12 protein-coding genes and 1 other annotated feature are annotated in these 14,112 nt (G+C 56.2%); of the genes, 9 read left to right on the top strand and 3 right to left on the bottom strand.

Annotation, left to right across the window (positions count from 1 at the left end):
- The first annotated feature begins 1 nt into the window (after position 1).
- From EL098_RS19065 to EL098_RS19055, 3 genes are read left to right on the top strand one after another with little or no spacing between them, the layout of a single operon-like run.
- Positions 2–832, top strand: a complete 831-nt coding sequence (locus tag EL098_RS19065) for an ABC transporter permease (RefSeq protein ID WP_038475725.1) — start codon at positions 2–4, stop codon at positions 830–832.
- Positions 829–2,451, top strand: a complete 1,623-nt coding sequence (locus EL098_RS19060; RefSeq protein WP_126357618.1) for an ABC transporter ATP-binding protein — start codon at positions 829–831, stop codon at positions 2,449–2,451. The genes EL098_RS19065 and EL098_RS19060 overlap by 4 nt, the downstream gene beginning before the upstream one ends.
- Positions 2,448–4,469 carry a CocE/NonD family hydrolase gene (locus tag EL098_RS19055; protein ID WP_126357617.1) on the top strand — a complete coding sequence of 674 codons (2,022 nt, stop codon included), beginning with the start codon at positions 2,448–2,450 and terminating at the stop codon, positions 4,467–4,469. Before EL098_RS19060 ends, EL098_RS19055 begins: the two co-directional genes overlap by 4 nt.
- A gap of 57 nt (positions 4,470–4,526) precedes the next feature.
- On the opposite strand, the gene arcA is transcribed toward EL098_RS19055, so the two are convergent.
- Entirely contained in the window at positions 4,527–5,243 is a 717-nt protein-coding gene (gene arcA / locus EL098_RS19050) for a two-component system response regulator ArcA (RefSeq protein ID WP_008461663.1), read from the bottom strand.
- A gap of 96 nt (positions 5,244–5,339) precedes the next feature.
- On the opposite strand from arcA, the gene yjjY reads away from it, so the two are divergent.
- From yjjY to thrC, 6 genes are all read left to right on the top strand, one after another.
- Complete coding sequence (yjjY, locus tag EL098_RS19045) at positions 5,340–5,480, top strand: YjjY family protein (protein WP_001541509.1); 141 nt, start codon at positions 5,340–5,342, stop codon at positions 5,478–5,480.
- A 402-nt stretch (positions 5,481–5,882) separates the two neighbouring features.
- Positions 5,883–6,569: a tRNA/rRNA methyltransferase gene (locus EL098_RS19040; RefSeq protein WP_126357616.1), complete on the top strand. Its 687-nt coding sequence runs from the start codon at positions 5,883–5,885 to the stop codon at positions 6,567–6,569.
- Positions 6,570–6,766: 197 nt separating this feature from the next.
- The gene (gene thrL, locus EL098_RS19035) at positions 6,767–6,835 is read left to right on the top strand and encodes a thr operon leader peptide (protein WP_071530522.1); all 69 of its coding nucleotides are present in this window, start codon (positions 6,767–6,769) and stop codon (positions 6,833–6,835) included.
- Positions 6,774–6,891 (top strand) — a sequence feature (Thr leader region). Its footprint overlaps the gene before it by 62 nt.
- 25 nt (positions 6,892–6,916) lie before the next feature.
- Complete coding sequence (gene thrA, locus EL098_RS19030; RefSeq protein WP_126357615.1) at positions 6,917–9,379, top strand: bifunctional aspartate kinase/homoserine dehydrogenase I; 2,463 nt, start codon at positions 6,917–6,919, stop codon at positions 9,377–9,379.
- Position 9,380: 1 nt separating this feature from the next.
- Positions 9,381–10,310, top strand: a complete 930-nt coding sequence (gene thrB / locus EL098_RS19025; protein ID WP_126357614.1) for a homoserine kinase — start codon at positions 9,381–9,383, stop codon at positions 10,308–10,310.
- A 3-nt stretch (positions 10,311–10,313) separates the two neighbouring features.
- Positions 10,314–11,600 (top strand): threonine synthase, encoded by a 1,287-nt coding sequence (thrC, locus tag EL098_RS19020; RefSeq protein ID WP_126357613.1) that lies wholly within the window; start codon positions 10,314–10,316, stop codon positions 11,598–11,600.
- 96 nt (positions 11,601–11,696) lie between these two features.
- Here thrC and yaaA read toward each other — a convergent pair whose 3' ends face one another.
- A complete protein-coding gene (yaaA, locus tag EL098_RS19015; RefSeq protein ID WP_126357612.1) occupies positions 11,697–12,470 on the bottom strand; it encodes a peroxide stress protein YaaA in 774 nt (257 codons plus the stop codon).
- A gap of 68 nt (positions 12,471–12,538) precedes the next feature.
- The gene (locus tag EL098_RS19010) at positions 12,539–13,981 is read right to left on the bottom strand and encodes an alanine/glycine:cation symporter family protein (RefSeq protein WP_126357611.1); all 1,443 of its coding nucleotides are present in this window, start codon (positions 13,979–13,981) and stop codon (positions 12,539–12,541) included.
- Positions 13,982–14,112: the final 131 nt, after the last annotated feature.

The raw sequence follows: 14,112 nt of genomic DNA, 5'->3' as shown, positions 1-14,112 counted from the left end.
TATGAAAAATATCAAGATTCGCACGGTGCCGCTGTCGGCGATATTGGGGCTGGCCATTATTGCCATCAATTTGATTGCCGCGCTTTTTGCTCCCTGGCTCGCGCCGCACAGCGAGACGGCGCAGGTGGGAGATATCTGGATGCTGCCGTCCAGCTCGATGCCGTTCGGCACCGACAGCCTGGGGCGTGACATGCTTTCGCGCATTCTGTTCGGCGCTCGCACCACCATTGCCATTGCGCTGGCGATCACCGCTATCTCTTTTGTGGTGGGCATTATTACCGGGTTTACCGCCGCTATTTACGGGCGCTGGGTGGACGTTGTGCTCACCCGCATCGTTGATACGCTGATGTCGATTCCGGTGCTGATTCTGGCGCTGATCGTGCTGTCCGTATTGGGAACGTCTATTCCCGTGCTGGTGGGAACCATTGCGTTATTAGATGCGACTCGCGTTTTCCGCCTTGCACGACTGGTCGCCCAGGGGATCGTCTGTCTCGAATATGTTGAGGCGGCACGCCTGCGTGGAGAAGGGCTGTGGTGGATCGTGCGCAAAGAGTTCCTGCCTAACGCCATGCCGCCGCTGCTGGCGGAATTTGGCATGCGCTTCTGTTTTACCTTCCTGTTTATTGCCGGATTAAGCTTCCTTGGGCTGGGGATCCAGCCGCCATGGGCAGACTGGGGCAGCATGGTGCGCGACAACGCGCAGGCCATCAACTTCGGGCAGTTTGCCCCGCTCTATCCGGCGGCGGCTATCGCCCTGCTGACGATTGGCGTCAATCTGGTGGTCGACTGGCTGCTGGTGCGTAACAACCTTTCTCTGGGAGAAGAGGGATGACACAACCGATCCTACAGATGCGTGATTTACGCATCGAAACCGAGCAGGGTCTTCCGCTGGTCAAAGGTATTTCCCTTAGCCTGATGCCCGGTGAAGTTCTGGGGCTTATTGGCGAGTCCGGCGCAGGTAAATCGACCATTGGCCTTGCTGCTCTGGGTTACGCCAGGCCAGGCTGCCGCATTGCGGGAGGAGAAGTGCTGGTCGCCGGGAAAAACATTGTGGCGCTATCCAGCAAAGAGAAACGAGAGTTTCGCGGTAAGCGCGTGGCCTATGTTGCGCAGAGCGCCGCTGCGGCGTTTAACCCGGCGCTGACCATCGGCAAGCAGGTTTGTGAGGGGCCACTTCGTCACGGCTTGATGAGCCAGGATGAGGCGCAGGCATGGGCGGTTACGCTGTTCAAAGCGCTGGATCTTCCCGAGCCCGAAAGCATCGGCCAGCGTTATCCGCATCAGCTCTCCGGCGGCCAGCTCCAGCGCGCGATGGCGGCGATGGCGATGTCCTGCAAACCGGATATTCTGGTGCTGGATGAGCCGACTACCGCGCTGGATGTCACCACCCAAATCGAGGTGCTGGTGATGCTGCGTAAGCTGGTCAGGGAGTTCAATACCGCCGCGCTATATATCACCCACGATCTCGCCGTCGTCGCGCAAATTGCCGATCGTATTATGGTGCTGCGCCAGGGAAGCGAAGTGGAAAGCGGAAGCACCGCCGATATTCTGCAAAATCCTGCTGAAAGCTACACCCAGCGGCTGGTGTCTGAGCGGGCTCATGCGTTAACGCCGGTTCACGCCGGGAGCAAACCTGAAGGCCGGCTTCTGACGCTGGAAAGTCTCTCTACCGGGTACAACGGTAAGACCGTGGTGCACAACGTCTCACTCAGTATCGGCAAAGGGGAAACGGTGGCGATTATCGGCGAGTCGGGAAGCGGGAAGAGTACGCTGGCGCGCGCGCTCTGTGGCCTGCTGAGCGATACGACGGGAGCGGTCACCTTCGCTGACAAAGCGCTGGCAAACCGCTACCAGCAGCGGGATAAAGAGACGCTGCGGCGGATACAAATGATCTACCAGCTGCCCGACGTAGCGCTCAACCCACGCCAAACCGTGCTTGAGGCAATTGGTCGCCCGGTGGCGTTCTATTTTGGTCTTGATAAACAGCAGGTTCGCGCACGGGTGCTTGAGCTGCTGAAGCTGACCGAACTCCCCGATTATCTCATTGACCGCTACCCCGGTTCGCTTTCCGGTGGCCAGAAGCAGCGAGTCTGTATTGCGCGAGCGCTGGCGGCACAGCCGGATCTGATCATTTGCGACGAAGCCACTTCCGCGCTCGATCCGCTGGTGGCAGAAGAAGTTCTGAAGCTGCTGCGAAATCTGCAGGAGCAACTGGGGCTCTCTTATCTGTTTATCACCCACGATCTGAGCACCGTGAAACGCATCGCCCAGCAGGTTGCCGTGATGTATCAGGGCAACGTAGTTGCACAGGGGCCAACCGAACAGGTATTCAGCGCCCCGATGCACAGCTATACCGAAAAACTGTTGACCTCCGTTCCGGAAATGCGCCCCTCCTGGCTGGATGAGGTGCTGGGTCAGCGTCAGCTAAATGCGATGGCAGGAGCTTCATGAAAACTCTTATAACGCAATTTCCCCACAGCGTGAGCGTGACGGAACATCTGTGGATCGTTCTGAAAGACGGGACGCGTCTGGCCGCGCGTATGTGGCTGCCGCTGTCGGCTTCACAGCAGCCGGTACCCGCTATTCTTGAGTACATTCCCTACCGTAAGCGCGACGGCACGCGTACCCGTGATGAGCCGATGCACGGCTATTTCGCCGGCAATGGCTATGCGGTGCTGCGTGTGGACATGCGCGGAAGCGGCGACTCTGACGGGCTGATGGCCGATGAATATCTGCTGCAGGAGCAGGAAGATGCGCTGGAAGTGATCGACTGGATCAGCCGTCAGGGCTGGTGCAACGGTGCCGTGGGCATGATGGGGAAATCCTGGGGTGGGTTTAACTGCCTGCAGCTGGCGGCTCGTCGCCCTCCGGCGCTGAAAGCCATCATCACGGTTTGCTCGACGGATGACCGCTATAACGACGATATCCATTATAAAGGCGGCTGCCTGCTTAACGATAACCTGTGGTGGGGCGGGATTATGCTGGCCTATCAAAGCCGTCCGCAGGATCCGGAGCTGGTCGGGGAGGGCTGGTATCAGGCCTGGCTTCATCGCCTTGAAAATATGCCTTTCTTCCCGGCGCTGTGGATGGAGCATCCCCTGAAAGATGCCTACTGGAAGCACGGCTCGGTCGGTGAGGACTGGCAGGCGATTACCTGCCCGGTGATGGCGGTGGGCGGCTGGGCGGATTCCTACAGCAACGCGGTCTTCCGCCTGATGGACAATCTTGATGTACCGCGCAAGGCTATTCTCGGCCCATGGGCGCATATCTATCCGCAGGACGGCTCGCCTGCACCGGCTATCGGTTTTCTGCAGGAGGCGGTGAGTTGGTGGGATCGCTGGCTGAAGCAGGTCGATAACGACGTTCTCGATGGCCCGCGAGTGCAGGCGTGGCTCAACGACAGCCAGCGCCCTGACTCGCAGCGTCCGCAGGCCTTTGGGGAGTGGATTGCCATTGAGGATGATACGGATGCGGTGACCGCCCCTCAGCGCTGGCATTTGCAGCCTGGCAGGCTGATGACAACGCCATTAGCTGAGGAATATCAGCAGAATATCCGTAGCGTGCAGAACCATGGGCTGTTTGCCGGGGAGTGGATGGGGGCCGGCGTGCTGGGGGAAAGTCCGGGCGATCAGCGGATGGATGACGGGGTTGCCGAAAGCTTTGACAGCGCACCTCTGGACGAGAGCCTGGCTATTTATGGCTTCCCACAGTTTGAGGTCACGCTTTCCAGCGATAAACCTGCGGCAATGCTCTATGTCCGGCTATCGGACGTCGCGCCTGACGGGGCATCGACTCGCGTCAGCCATGGCTGGGTGAACCTTAATCACCTGCAGGGGCAGGAGCAGAACGTCAAACTTGTTCCCGGCGAGAAAGTCCGCGTCACCGTACAGCTGGACGGCATCGCCTGGCGCTTTGCCGCCGGACACCGGCTTCGAGTCTCTCTGGCGACCACGTTCTGGCCGATGGTCTGGCCGATGGCCGAACACGCAACGCTCAGCGTTGATCTGGCAGGCGCGCAGCTGCAGCTGCCGGTTTGTCGTGAAGTTAAGCCGATTGCGGGGCCTGATCCTCATCCGGAAACCGCCGCCAATACGCCTGTTACGATCCTTTCTCCGGGACGCGTCGATCGCGAGCTGCGTTATGACGTGGTGAACGATAGCTGGCAGAGCATTACCCAGGGCGTTGGCGGGGTCTTTGGTGAGGGCGTGTATCGCTTCGATGATATCGATACGACCGTCGATCATAGCCTCCGGCGCCAGCTGACCGTGCAGAATGCCGATCCGCTTTCAGCGCACTACCTGCTGACTCAGAACATGAAAATCGGGCGAGAAGGCTGGTGGACGGATACGGATATTGTGCTGGAGATGCGCAGCGACCTGACGCATTTTATCGTCAGCGGAAAGATGACGGTTCAGCACAACGGGGAGACGGTCTTTACCCGCGACTGGAACGAACGTATTTCTCGCTAAGCAGCAGGCATAAAAAAAGGGCTGACCCAGGTCAGCCCTTTTCGTTATCTTTCTTGCTTATTCCTGCAGATCGCCGCAGAAACGGTAACCTTCGCCGTGGATGGTGGCGATGATTTCCGGGGTATCCGGCGTGGATTCGAAGTGTTTACGAATGCGGCGGATGGTGACATCGACGGTGCGGTCATGCGGCTTCAGCTCGCGGCCGGTCATTTTCTTCAGTAGTTCAGCACGAGACTGAATTTTGCCTGGATTTTCACAGAAGTGCAGCATGGCGCGGAATTCACTGCGCGGCAGCTTATACTGCTCACCGTTCGGGCTGACCAGAGAGCGGCTGTTGATGTCCAGCTCCCAGCCGTTGAATTTGTAGCTCTCAACGGAGCGACGCTCTTCGCTGATGGCACCTAAATTCATCGTACGGGACAGCAGGTTGCGTGCACGAATGGTCAATTCACGCGGGTTGAAGGGCTTGGTGATGTAGTCATCAGCGCCGATTTCAAGACCGAGGATCTTGTCCACTTCGTTATCACGGCCCGTCAGGAACATCAGCGCCACATTGGCTTGCTCGCGCAGCTCGCGCGCCAGTAGCAGGCCATTTTTACCCGGCAGGTTGATGTCCATAATGACGAGGTTGATGTCATTATCGGCAAGGATTTGATGCATCTCTGCGCCATCGGTCGCTTCAAAAACATCATAGCCTTCCGCTTCAAAAATACTTTTTAGCGTGTTGCGTGTTACTAATTCGTCTTCGACGATAAGAATGTGCGGGGTCTGCATGTTTGCTACCTAAAATTGCCAACTAAATCGAAACAGGAAGTACAAAAGTCCCTGACCTGCCTGTTACATGCCATAAATTAACATGCCGGGCTTAACATGACTAAAGTACGTAATTGCGTTCTTGATGCACTTTCCATCAACGTCAACAACATCATTAGCTTGGTCGTGGGTACTTTCCCTTTGGACCCGACGGTGTCAAAAACGGCTGTTATCCTAACCATTTTAACAGCAACATAACAGGCTACTGCTGCTTAGACACCTGATAAAACTACGCTTCGTTGACATATATCAATTTCAATTGTAGCACGTTAACAGTTTCATTAAATCATCGTAGCTCAATGCTAGCTTTTGTCACAACTTTTTAATAATCAAGCTCGTAAAGCGTTACAAAAAGTATGTTGAATCTGATTCGCGGCGCTTTGCCTCTTGTTGAGAAATAAACCATGCTAAACAAGTGGATATATGGCGTGTTTATAACGCTTTCATGCCATATAATCATGTTAAAGCATGAGTTTAAGTTATACGTATCGCGAGTGCCGAAACAATGATATATGTTGCAAATAAGTAAATTTGCGATGCGTATTATCAAAAATTGTGCATCACTTCGCACGTTTTCACGAATTTTAGAAGAGAGTTTCAATGCGTTTGCCAATTATCCTGGTTTCACCGGCCAGAGCTGAGAACGTCGGGGCGGCTGCCCGGGCCATGAAAACGATGGGGTTTAACGAGCTTCGTATTGTCGCCAGCGATGCGCATCTCCAGCCCGCCGCGCGCTGGGTAGCCCATGGGGCGGGCGATATTCTTGACGGCGTACGCCACTTCGACACTCTTGGCGAAGCCCTTAGCGACGTCGATTTCTCCATAGCGACCACCGCTCGCAGCCGGGCAAAATTTCACTACTACGCTACGCCACAGCAGCTGGTGCCGCTGCTTGAAGAGAAACGTCAGTGGGTAGGCTGCGCGGCGCTGGTCTTTGGTCGTGAAGATTCCGGGCTGACTAACGAAGAGCTGGCGCTGGCGGATGTGTTAACCGGCGTGCCGATGGCGGCGGATTATCCTTCCCTCAATCTGGGCCAGGCCGTGATGGTCTATTGCTACCAGCTTTCAGCCCTGATGCAGCTACCGCCGGTGGGAAATGTGGAGGGTGATGGTCAACAATTGAACGCTTTGCGTTTGCGCATTGCCGCGCTTTTAGAGCGTCTTGACGTTGCCGGCGACCAAAAAATGGTCGACTGGGTGCAGCAGCGTCTCGGGCTGCTTGAGCAGAGAGATACCGCCATGCTGCATCGTTTGCTGCATGATATCGAAAAAAAGTTACCGGAATAAAATTTTAATAAATTAAATTTTTATGAGATTTATACCTGTTTTAATGCCGACGCATCGCGCTTTTACCCCCATTATTGGTGGGTTTACCAGCGCGACTGAGCAAGCTGATTTTTTGTGACAGAACTAAAAAAAATTGACTTGATCAAGGGATTGCTTTAACCAATAGAGCTAATACAAATTTAGAGCACACAACATCCATGTTCCGCTTCAGCCTGATTACCACAATTATCACAACCACCATTACCACAGGTAACGGTGCGGGCTGACGCATACAGGTAAAAATGAAAAAAGCCCGCACCTGAACAGTGCGGGCTTTTTTTTCGGGAAAAAATCAAGGGGTCACAACAATGCGAGTGTTGAAATTCGGCGGTACTTCGGTGGCAAATGCGGAACGTTTTCTCCGCGTTGCCGATATCCTGGAAAGTAATGCCAAACAGGGGCAGGTGGCGACCGTGCTGTCTGCTCCGGCAAAAATTACTAATCACCTGGTGGCGATGATAGAGAAGACTATCGGTGGTCAGGACGCTGTGCCGAATATCAGCGACGCAGAGCGCATTTTTGCCGAACTGCTGAACGGCCTGGCAGAGGCGCAGCCGGGTTTTCCGCTGGCCGAGCTGAAGGCCGTGGTCAATCAAGAGTTTGCCCAGCTTAAGCACGTTCTGCACGGCATCAGCCTGCTGGGGCAGTGCCCGGACAGCATCAACGCGGCGATCATTTGCCGGGGCGAAAAACTCTCCATCGCCATTATGTCTGGCGTGCTGCAGGCCCGCGGCTACCAGGTCACCGTTATCGATCCCGTTGAGAAGCTGCTGGCCGTCGGCCACTATCTGGACTCGAGCGTGGATATTGCAGAATCTACCCGCCGTATCGCAGCCAGCCGCATTCCTGAAGATCATATGATCCTGATGGCCGGATTTACTGCCGGAAACGATAAAGGTGAGCTGGTGGTGCTTGGCCGTAACGGCTCCGACTATTCGGCCGCCGTGCTGGCCGCCTGCCTGCGAGCCGATTGTTGTGAGATCTGGACTGACGTCGACGGCGTTTATACCTGTGACCCGCGGCAGGTACCAGACGCCCGGCTGCTGAAGTCGATGTCTTACCAGGAAGCGATGGAGCTTTCCTACTTCGGCGCCAAAGTTCTTCACCCTCGCACCATCACCCCGATTGCCCAGTTCCAGATCCCTTGTCTGATCAAAAATACCGGAAATCCGCAGGCGCCAGGCACGCTTATTGGCGATAAGAGCGATGACGAGGGGCTGCCGGTTAAGGGCATCACCAACCTGAATAATATGGCGATGTTCAGCGTCTCCGGCCCGGGAATGAAGGGCATGGTCGGCATGGCCGCGCGCGTGTTTGCCGCGATGTCCCGTGCCGGGATCTCCGTCGTGCTGATTACCCAGTCCTCCTCTGAGTACAGCATCAGCTTCTGCGTACCTCAGGCTGACTGTGGCCGAGCCCGTAAGGCGATGGAAGATGAATTCTATCTCGAGCTGAAAGAGGAGCTTCTGGAGCCGCTGGCGGTGACCGAGCGCCTGGCGGTTATCTCCGTGGTTGGTGATGGCATGAAGACGCTGCGCGGTATTTCCGCTAAGTTCTTTGCCGCGCTGGCTCGCGCAAACATCAATATTATCGCTATCGCCCAGGGCTCTTCTGAACGTTCCATCTCCGTTGTGGTGAACAACGACGATGCCGTGACCGGCGTGCGCGTGACCCACCAGATGCTGTTTAACACAGACCAGGTTATCGAGCTGTTTCTGGTCGGCGTAGGCGGCGTGGGCGCGGCTTTGCTGGAGCAGGTTAAGCGCCAGCAGGCATGGCTGAAGGAGAAGCATATCGACCTGCGCGTCTGCGGCGTGGCGAACTCTAAGGCCCTGCTGACTAACGTGCATGGCCTGGATCTCGAAAACTGGCAGCAGGCGCTGGAGCAGGCGAAAGAGCCGTTCAACCTTGGCCGCCTGATCCGTCTGGTAAAAGAGTATCATCTGCTGAACCCGGTGATTGTTGACTGTACCTCCAGCCAGGCCCTGGCTGACCAATACGCCGACTTCCTGAGCGAAGGGTTCCACGTGGTGACGCCAAACAAAAAGGCCAACACCTCGAGCATGAATTACTATCACCAGATGCGTAATGCCGCCGAGAAATCGCGCCGCAAGTTCCTCTACGATACTAACGTTGGCGCTGGCCTGCCGGTGATTGAAAACCTGCAAAACCTGCTGAATGCAGGTGACGAGCTGCAGCGTTTTTCCGGCATTCTTTCCGGGTCGCTCTCTTACATCTTTGGCAAGCTTGACGAGGGGATGAGCTTCTCGCTGGCAACCAGCACCGCGCGTGAAATGGGGTACACCGAACCGGATCCCCGCGACGATCTGTCCGGTATGGACGTTGCGCGTAAGCTGTTAATCCTGGCTCGTGAGACGGGCCGAGAACTGGAGCTGTCAGATATCGCTATTGAATCTGTGCTTCCGGAGGGTTTTGATGCCAGTGGAGACGTGGAGTCTTTTATGGCACGCCTTCCTCAGTTGGATGATGAATTTTCTGCTCGGGTGGGGAAGGCCAGGGATGAAGGAAAGGTGCTTCGCTATGTCGGCGTCATTGAAGAAGACGGCAGCTGCAAGGTGAAAATCGACGCCGTAGACGGCAACGACCCTCTGTTTAAGGTGAAGAACGGCGAAAATGCCCTGGCCTTCTACAGCCATTATTATCAGCCGCTGCCGCTGGTTCTGCGCGGCTACGGCGCGGGTAACGATGTGACCGCCGCCGGTGTCTTCGCGGATCTGCTTCGTACCCTGTCATGGAAGTTAGGAGTTTAAGATGGTTAAAGTATATGCCCCGGCTTCCAGCGCCAACATGAGCGTGGGATTCGACGTTTTGGGTGCGGCAGTCTCGCCCGTTGATGGTTCACATCTCGGAGATTATGTCACGGTTGAGGCGGCAGACAGCTTCAGCCTGACCAACCTTGGGCGTTTCGCCAGTAAGCTGCCGGACGAACCGCGCGAGAACATTGTTTATCAGTGCTGGGAGCGCTTCTGCCAGGAGATTGGCAAGAGCATCCCCGTGGCAATGACGCTTGAGAAAAACATGCCTATCGGTTCTGGGCTGGGTTCCAGCGCCTGTTCGGTGGTGGCCGGCCTGATGGCGATGAACGAATTTTGCGGTAAGCCTCTGAGCGATACTCGCCTGCTGGCGCTGATGGGCGAACTGGAAGGGCGCATTTCGGGCAGCGTTCATTACGACAACGTTGCGCCTTGTTTCCTCGGCGGCATGCAGCTGATGATCGAAGAAAGCGGCATCATCAGCCAGCAGGTGCCAGGCTTTGATGAGTGGCTTTGGGTGCTGGCATACCCGGGCATTAAGGTTTCGACCGCAGAAGCGCGCGCGATTCTGCCTGCCCAGTATCGCCGCCAGGACTGCATCAGCCACGGTCGCCATCTGGCCGGTTTTATTCATGCCTGCCATACCCGCCAGCCTGCGCTTGCCGCAAAACTGATGCGGGATGTCATCGCTGAACCTTACCGGGCAAAACTGCTGCCGAAGTTTGATGAGTCACGTAAAGCCGTCGCGGATATAGGCGCGCTGGCTAGCGGGATCTCGGGTTCCGGCCCGACCTTATTTGCACTGTGCGATAACACAGAGACCGCACAGCGCGTGGCTGACTGGCTCAGCCAACATTATTTGCAGAACCAGGAAGGTTTTGTACATATTTGCCGTCTGGATACGGCTGGCGCACGAGTTTTGGGATAAAGCATGAAACTGTATAACCTTAAAGATCACAACGAGCAGGTCTCCTTTGCACAGGCTGTTACCCAGGGGCTGGGCAAGCAGCAGGGCCTGTTCTTCCCGCACGACCTGCCGGAGTTTGAGCTGACCGAAATCGATGCCATGCTGGAGATGGACTTTGTCAGCCGCAGCAGCAAAATTCTGTCTGCATTTATCGGCGATGAGATCCCGCAGGAGACTCTGGAAACGCGCGTAGGCGCAGCCTTTGCCTTCCCTGCACCGGTCAATATGGTGGAGCCGGACGTCGGCTGCCTGGAGCTGTTCCACGGCCCGACGCTGGCGTTTAAAGACTTCGGCGGGCGCTTTATGGCGCAGATGCTGACCCACATCAGCGGCGACAAACCGGTGACTATTTTGACCGCCACGTCCGGTGACACCGGCGCAGCTGTGGCCCACGCGTTCTACGGGATTGAAAACGTACGCGTAATCATTCTTTACCCGCGCGGCAAGATCAGCCCGCTGCAGGAAAAACTGTTCTGTACCCTCGGCGGCAATATCGAAACCGTGGCGATTGACGGTGACTTCGACGCCTGCCAGGCGCTGGTGAAACAGGCGTTTGACGATGAAGAGCTGAAGGTGGCGCTGGGGTTAAACTCGGCCAACTCCATCAACATCAGCCGCCTGCTGGCGCAGATCTGCTACTACTTCGAAGCAGTAGCCCAGCTGCCGCAGGAAGCCCGTAACCAGCTGGTGGTCTCCGTGCCGAGCGGTAATTTCGGTGACCTGACGGCGGGCCTGCTGGCAAAATCCCTGGGCCTGCCGATTAAGCGCTTTATTGCGGCCACGAATGCCAACGACACCGTTCCGCGTTTCCTCGAGGAAGGCCAGTGGGCGCCTAAAGCGACCGTAGCAACGCTTTCCAACGCCATGGACGTAAGCCAGCCGAACAACTGGCCGCGCGTGGAAGAACTCTTCCGCCGTAAGATCTGGCGTCTGACCGACCTTGGCTATGCTGCCGTTACCGACGAAACCACCAAAGAAACGATGCGTGAGCTGAAGGCCATTGGCTATGTTTCCGAACCGCATGCGGCCATCGCCTACCGCGCCCTGCGTGACCAGCTGCAGCCTGGCGAGTTTGGTCTGTTCCTGGGCACCGCGCACCCGGCGAAGTTTAAAGAGAGCGTAGAGGAGATTCTGGGCGAAACGCTGCCGCTGCCGCAGGAGCTGGCGTCCCGCGCCGACCTGCCGCTGCTTTCCCACAACCTCCCGGCTGATTTTGCCGAGCTGCGTAAGTTTATGATGGTTAAAGCCTAATCCTGAGGCCCTGTTTTTTGGTAAAAGCGGGGCCGTTCGGTGGGATTACCGGCGCTAGTTCAAAGTAAAACGCCAGCTTAGCGCTGGCGTTTTTTTTTACTGCTCGTGGCGCTTAAACACCAGTTCGTTCTTTTGCGAGGCGGCCTCATCATAGAAGTAGCCGTCGGTATTAAACGCTTTTAGCTGTTCAGGCTTAGTTAAACGGTTTTCAATGATGTAGCGGCTCATCAGCCCGCGCGCCTTTTTCGCGTAGAAGCTGATGACTTTAAACTTGCCGTTCTTTTCATCAAGGAAGACGGGCTTGATAATTTCCGCATTCAGCTTCTTCGGCTTAACCGCTTTAAAGTATTCATCGGACGCGAGGTTTACCACGATATTGTCACCCTGGTCCGCCAGCGCCTGGTTGAGCTTCTCGGTAATCGTGTCGCCCCAGAAGTGGTAAAGATCTTTGCCTTTTGGATTGTCCAGACGAATGCCCATTTCCAGCCGGTAAGGCTGCATTAAGTCCAGCGGACGCAGTACGCCGTACAGCCCGGAAAGCATGCGCAGGTGCTGCTGGGCGAAATCAAAGTCCGCTTCACTGAACTCTTCGGCCTGCAGGCCGGTATAAACGTCGCCTTTAAACGCAAGAATCGCCGGGCGAGCGTTTTTCGGAGTGAAGGTTGGATGCCATTCATGAAAGCGGGTTTCGTTAAGCGAAGCCAGCTTGTCGCTGATGCTCATCAGCGAGGCAATTTGCGGCGCGCTAAGCTTGCGGGCAACGCTAATGAGCTGCTGCGAATAGTCCAGCAGTTCAGGCTGCGTATAGCGGTCCGTAGGCAACTCGCTTTGATAATCCAGCGTCTTGGCAGGTGAGATAAGAATTAGCATGTCCACTCCTCGCATAGTTTGGCGCTTACTTTAGCAAATTTCCCCAACGTCGCGGCCTATGGCTGCAATTAGCCAGGTTTTTTTTCAACATTCCTGTCCCAGACGCCGGGCGCAAGCTGGCTCTTGATATCCGGGAAGCGGTTTGGATTGAAAATCGGGGAGATCCCGAGCTTTTGCTGGCGCAAATAATCCGCCGCGATCGTTTTGACCACCGGAGAGAGCAGCAGGATCGCCGTGATATTGGTAATTGCCATGATCGCCATCGCTAAGTCTGCCAGCTGCCAGACCAGCGGCAGGGCGGCCTGCGTGCCAAACATCACCATTGTCAGCACCATAAAGCGCAGTAAAAATTTTAGCGCCCGGCTCTCCTGGTTGAGGAACAGCAGATTGTTCTCGGCGTAGGTGTAGTTCGCCATGATGGAGGTGAAGGCGAACAGGAAGACGATAATCACGATAAAACCGCTGCCCCAGCTGCCTACCGACGAGCTAAGCGCCTGCTGGACAAGGATGATGCCGCTGCGTGAAGTTTCAATTCCGTCAATCATGCCGGACATCAGCACAATGGCGGCGGTCGCGGTGCAGATGATAGCCGTGTCGATAAGCACGCCAAACATTTGTACCACGCCCTGGGTTGCCGGATGAGGAGGCCATGCCGCCGCCGCGGCGGCGGCATTCGGCGTGGAGCCCATTCCCGCTTCGTTGGAAAACATCCCGCGCTGAAAACCGTTGGTGATGGCCTGGCTGACGGTATAGCCCAGCGCACCCGAAGCGGCTTCATGCCAGCCAAAAGCCTGGCTAAAAATCAGCCTGACCACTTCCGGGAAGCGTTCAATGTGCAGGGCAACAACATACAGGCTCATAAACACCCAAAGCAGCGCCATCAGCGGCACCAGCCATTGCGAAAGGCGGGCGATGGTTCGCATTCCGCGCCAGATAACCAGCGCGGTGAGGGCGACCAGGAAAACGCCAACCCAGATTTTCGGCACGTCAAAGGCATAGTGGGTTGCCACGGCGATGGAATTAGCCTGTACGGCGTTAAATACCATGCCGAAGGCAACGATCAAAAAGAGGGAAAACAGCACGCCCATCCAGCGCATGCCAAGCCCGCGCTCCATATACCAGGCCGGGCCGCCGCGATAATTTCCCTCTTTGTCCCGGCTCTTGTAAAGCTGGGCGAGCGAACATTCGGCAAAGGCTGTCGCCATGCTGAGCACCGCGGCCACCCACATCCAGAACACCGACCCCGGGCCACCTGCGGAGATGGCAAGCGCGATGCCGGCAAGATTCCCGCTGCCAACGCGAGCGGCCAGGCTGGTGCAGAGCGCCTGCAGTGAGGATATTCCGGAAGGATCCGGCGAGTCGCTGTTACGGAGGAAGATACGCAGCCGGGTAAAGTAGCGGAACTGAACAAAGCCGCTGCGGTAGGTGAACCAGATCCCCGCGCCGATGAGCAGCCAGAGCAGCACCGAGCCCCAGAGCACTTCATTGATAAAATAGATAAAATCTGTCATTAACGTCCCTCTTGTTAATGCGTGATGGCGGCGAGGTTGACGGTCCCGAGCCATACAATCCATTACGTTACAGATAAATGGGCGGCCGAGTTTATCATATCTGGTTCTCTGGACGGACAGCACTTGTCGCG

Source organism: Cedecea lapagei, from assembly GCF_900635955.1.
Lineage (GTDB): Bacteria > Pseudomonadota > Gammaproteobacteria > Enterobacterales > Enterobacteriaceae > Cedecea > Cedecea lapagei.
Note: the sequence above shows the minus strand (reverse complement) of the source record. Positions and strands in the feature narration are given on the sequence as shown.

Excerpts from the sequence above, each read along its gene's own strand:
- EL098_RS19055 (WP_126357617.1), top strand. The coding sequence starts at position 2,448 with ATGAAAACTCTTATAACGCAATTTCCCCACAGCGTGAGCGTGACGGAA.
- EL098_RS19060 (WP_126357618.1), top strand. The coding sequence starts at position 829 with ATGACACAACCGATCCTACAGATGCGTGATTTACGCATCGAAACCGAG.
- yaaA (WP_126357612.1), bottom strand. The coding sequence starts at position 12,470 with ATGCTAATTCTTATCTCACCTGCCAAGACGCTGGATTATCAAAGCGAG.
- thrA (WP_126357615.1), top strand. The coding sequence starts at position 6,917 with ATGCGAGTGTTGAAATTCGGCGGTACTTCGGTGGCAAATGCGGAACGT.
- thrC (WP_126357613.1), top strand. The coding sequence starts at position 10,314 with ATGAAACTGTATAACCTTAAAGATCACAACGAGCAGGTCTCCTTTGCA.
- arcA (WP_008461663.1), bottom strand. The coding sequence starts at position 5,243 with ATGCAGACCCCGCACATTCTTATCGTCGAAGACGAATTAGTAACACGC.
- thrB (WP_126357614.1), top strand. The coding sequence starts at position 9,381 with ATGGTTAAAGTATATGCCCCGGCTTCCAGCGCCAACATGAGCGTGGGA.
- EL098_RS19040 (WP_126357616.1), top strand. The coding sequence starts at position 5,883 with ATGCGTTTGCCAATTATCCTGGTTTCACCGGCCAGAGCTGAGAACGTC.
- yjjY (WP_001541509.1), top strand. The coding sequence starts at position 5,340 with ATGACTAAAGTACGTAATTGCGTTCTTGATGCACTTTCCATCAACGTC.
- EL098_RS19065 (WP_038475725.1), top strand. The coding sequence starts at position 2 with ATGAAAAATATCAAGATTCGCACGGTGCCGCTGTCGGCGATATTGGGG.
- EL098_RS19010 (WP_126357611.1), bottom strand. The coding sequence starts at position 13,981 with ATGACAGATTTTATCTATTTTATCAATGAAGTGCTCTGGGGCTCGGTG.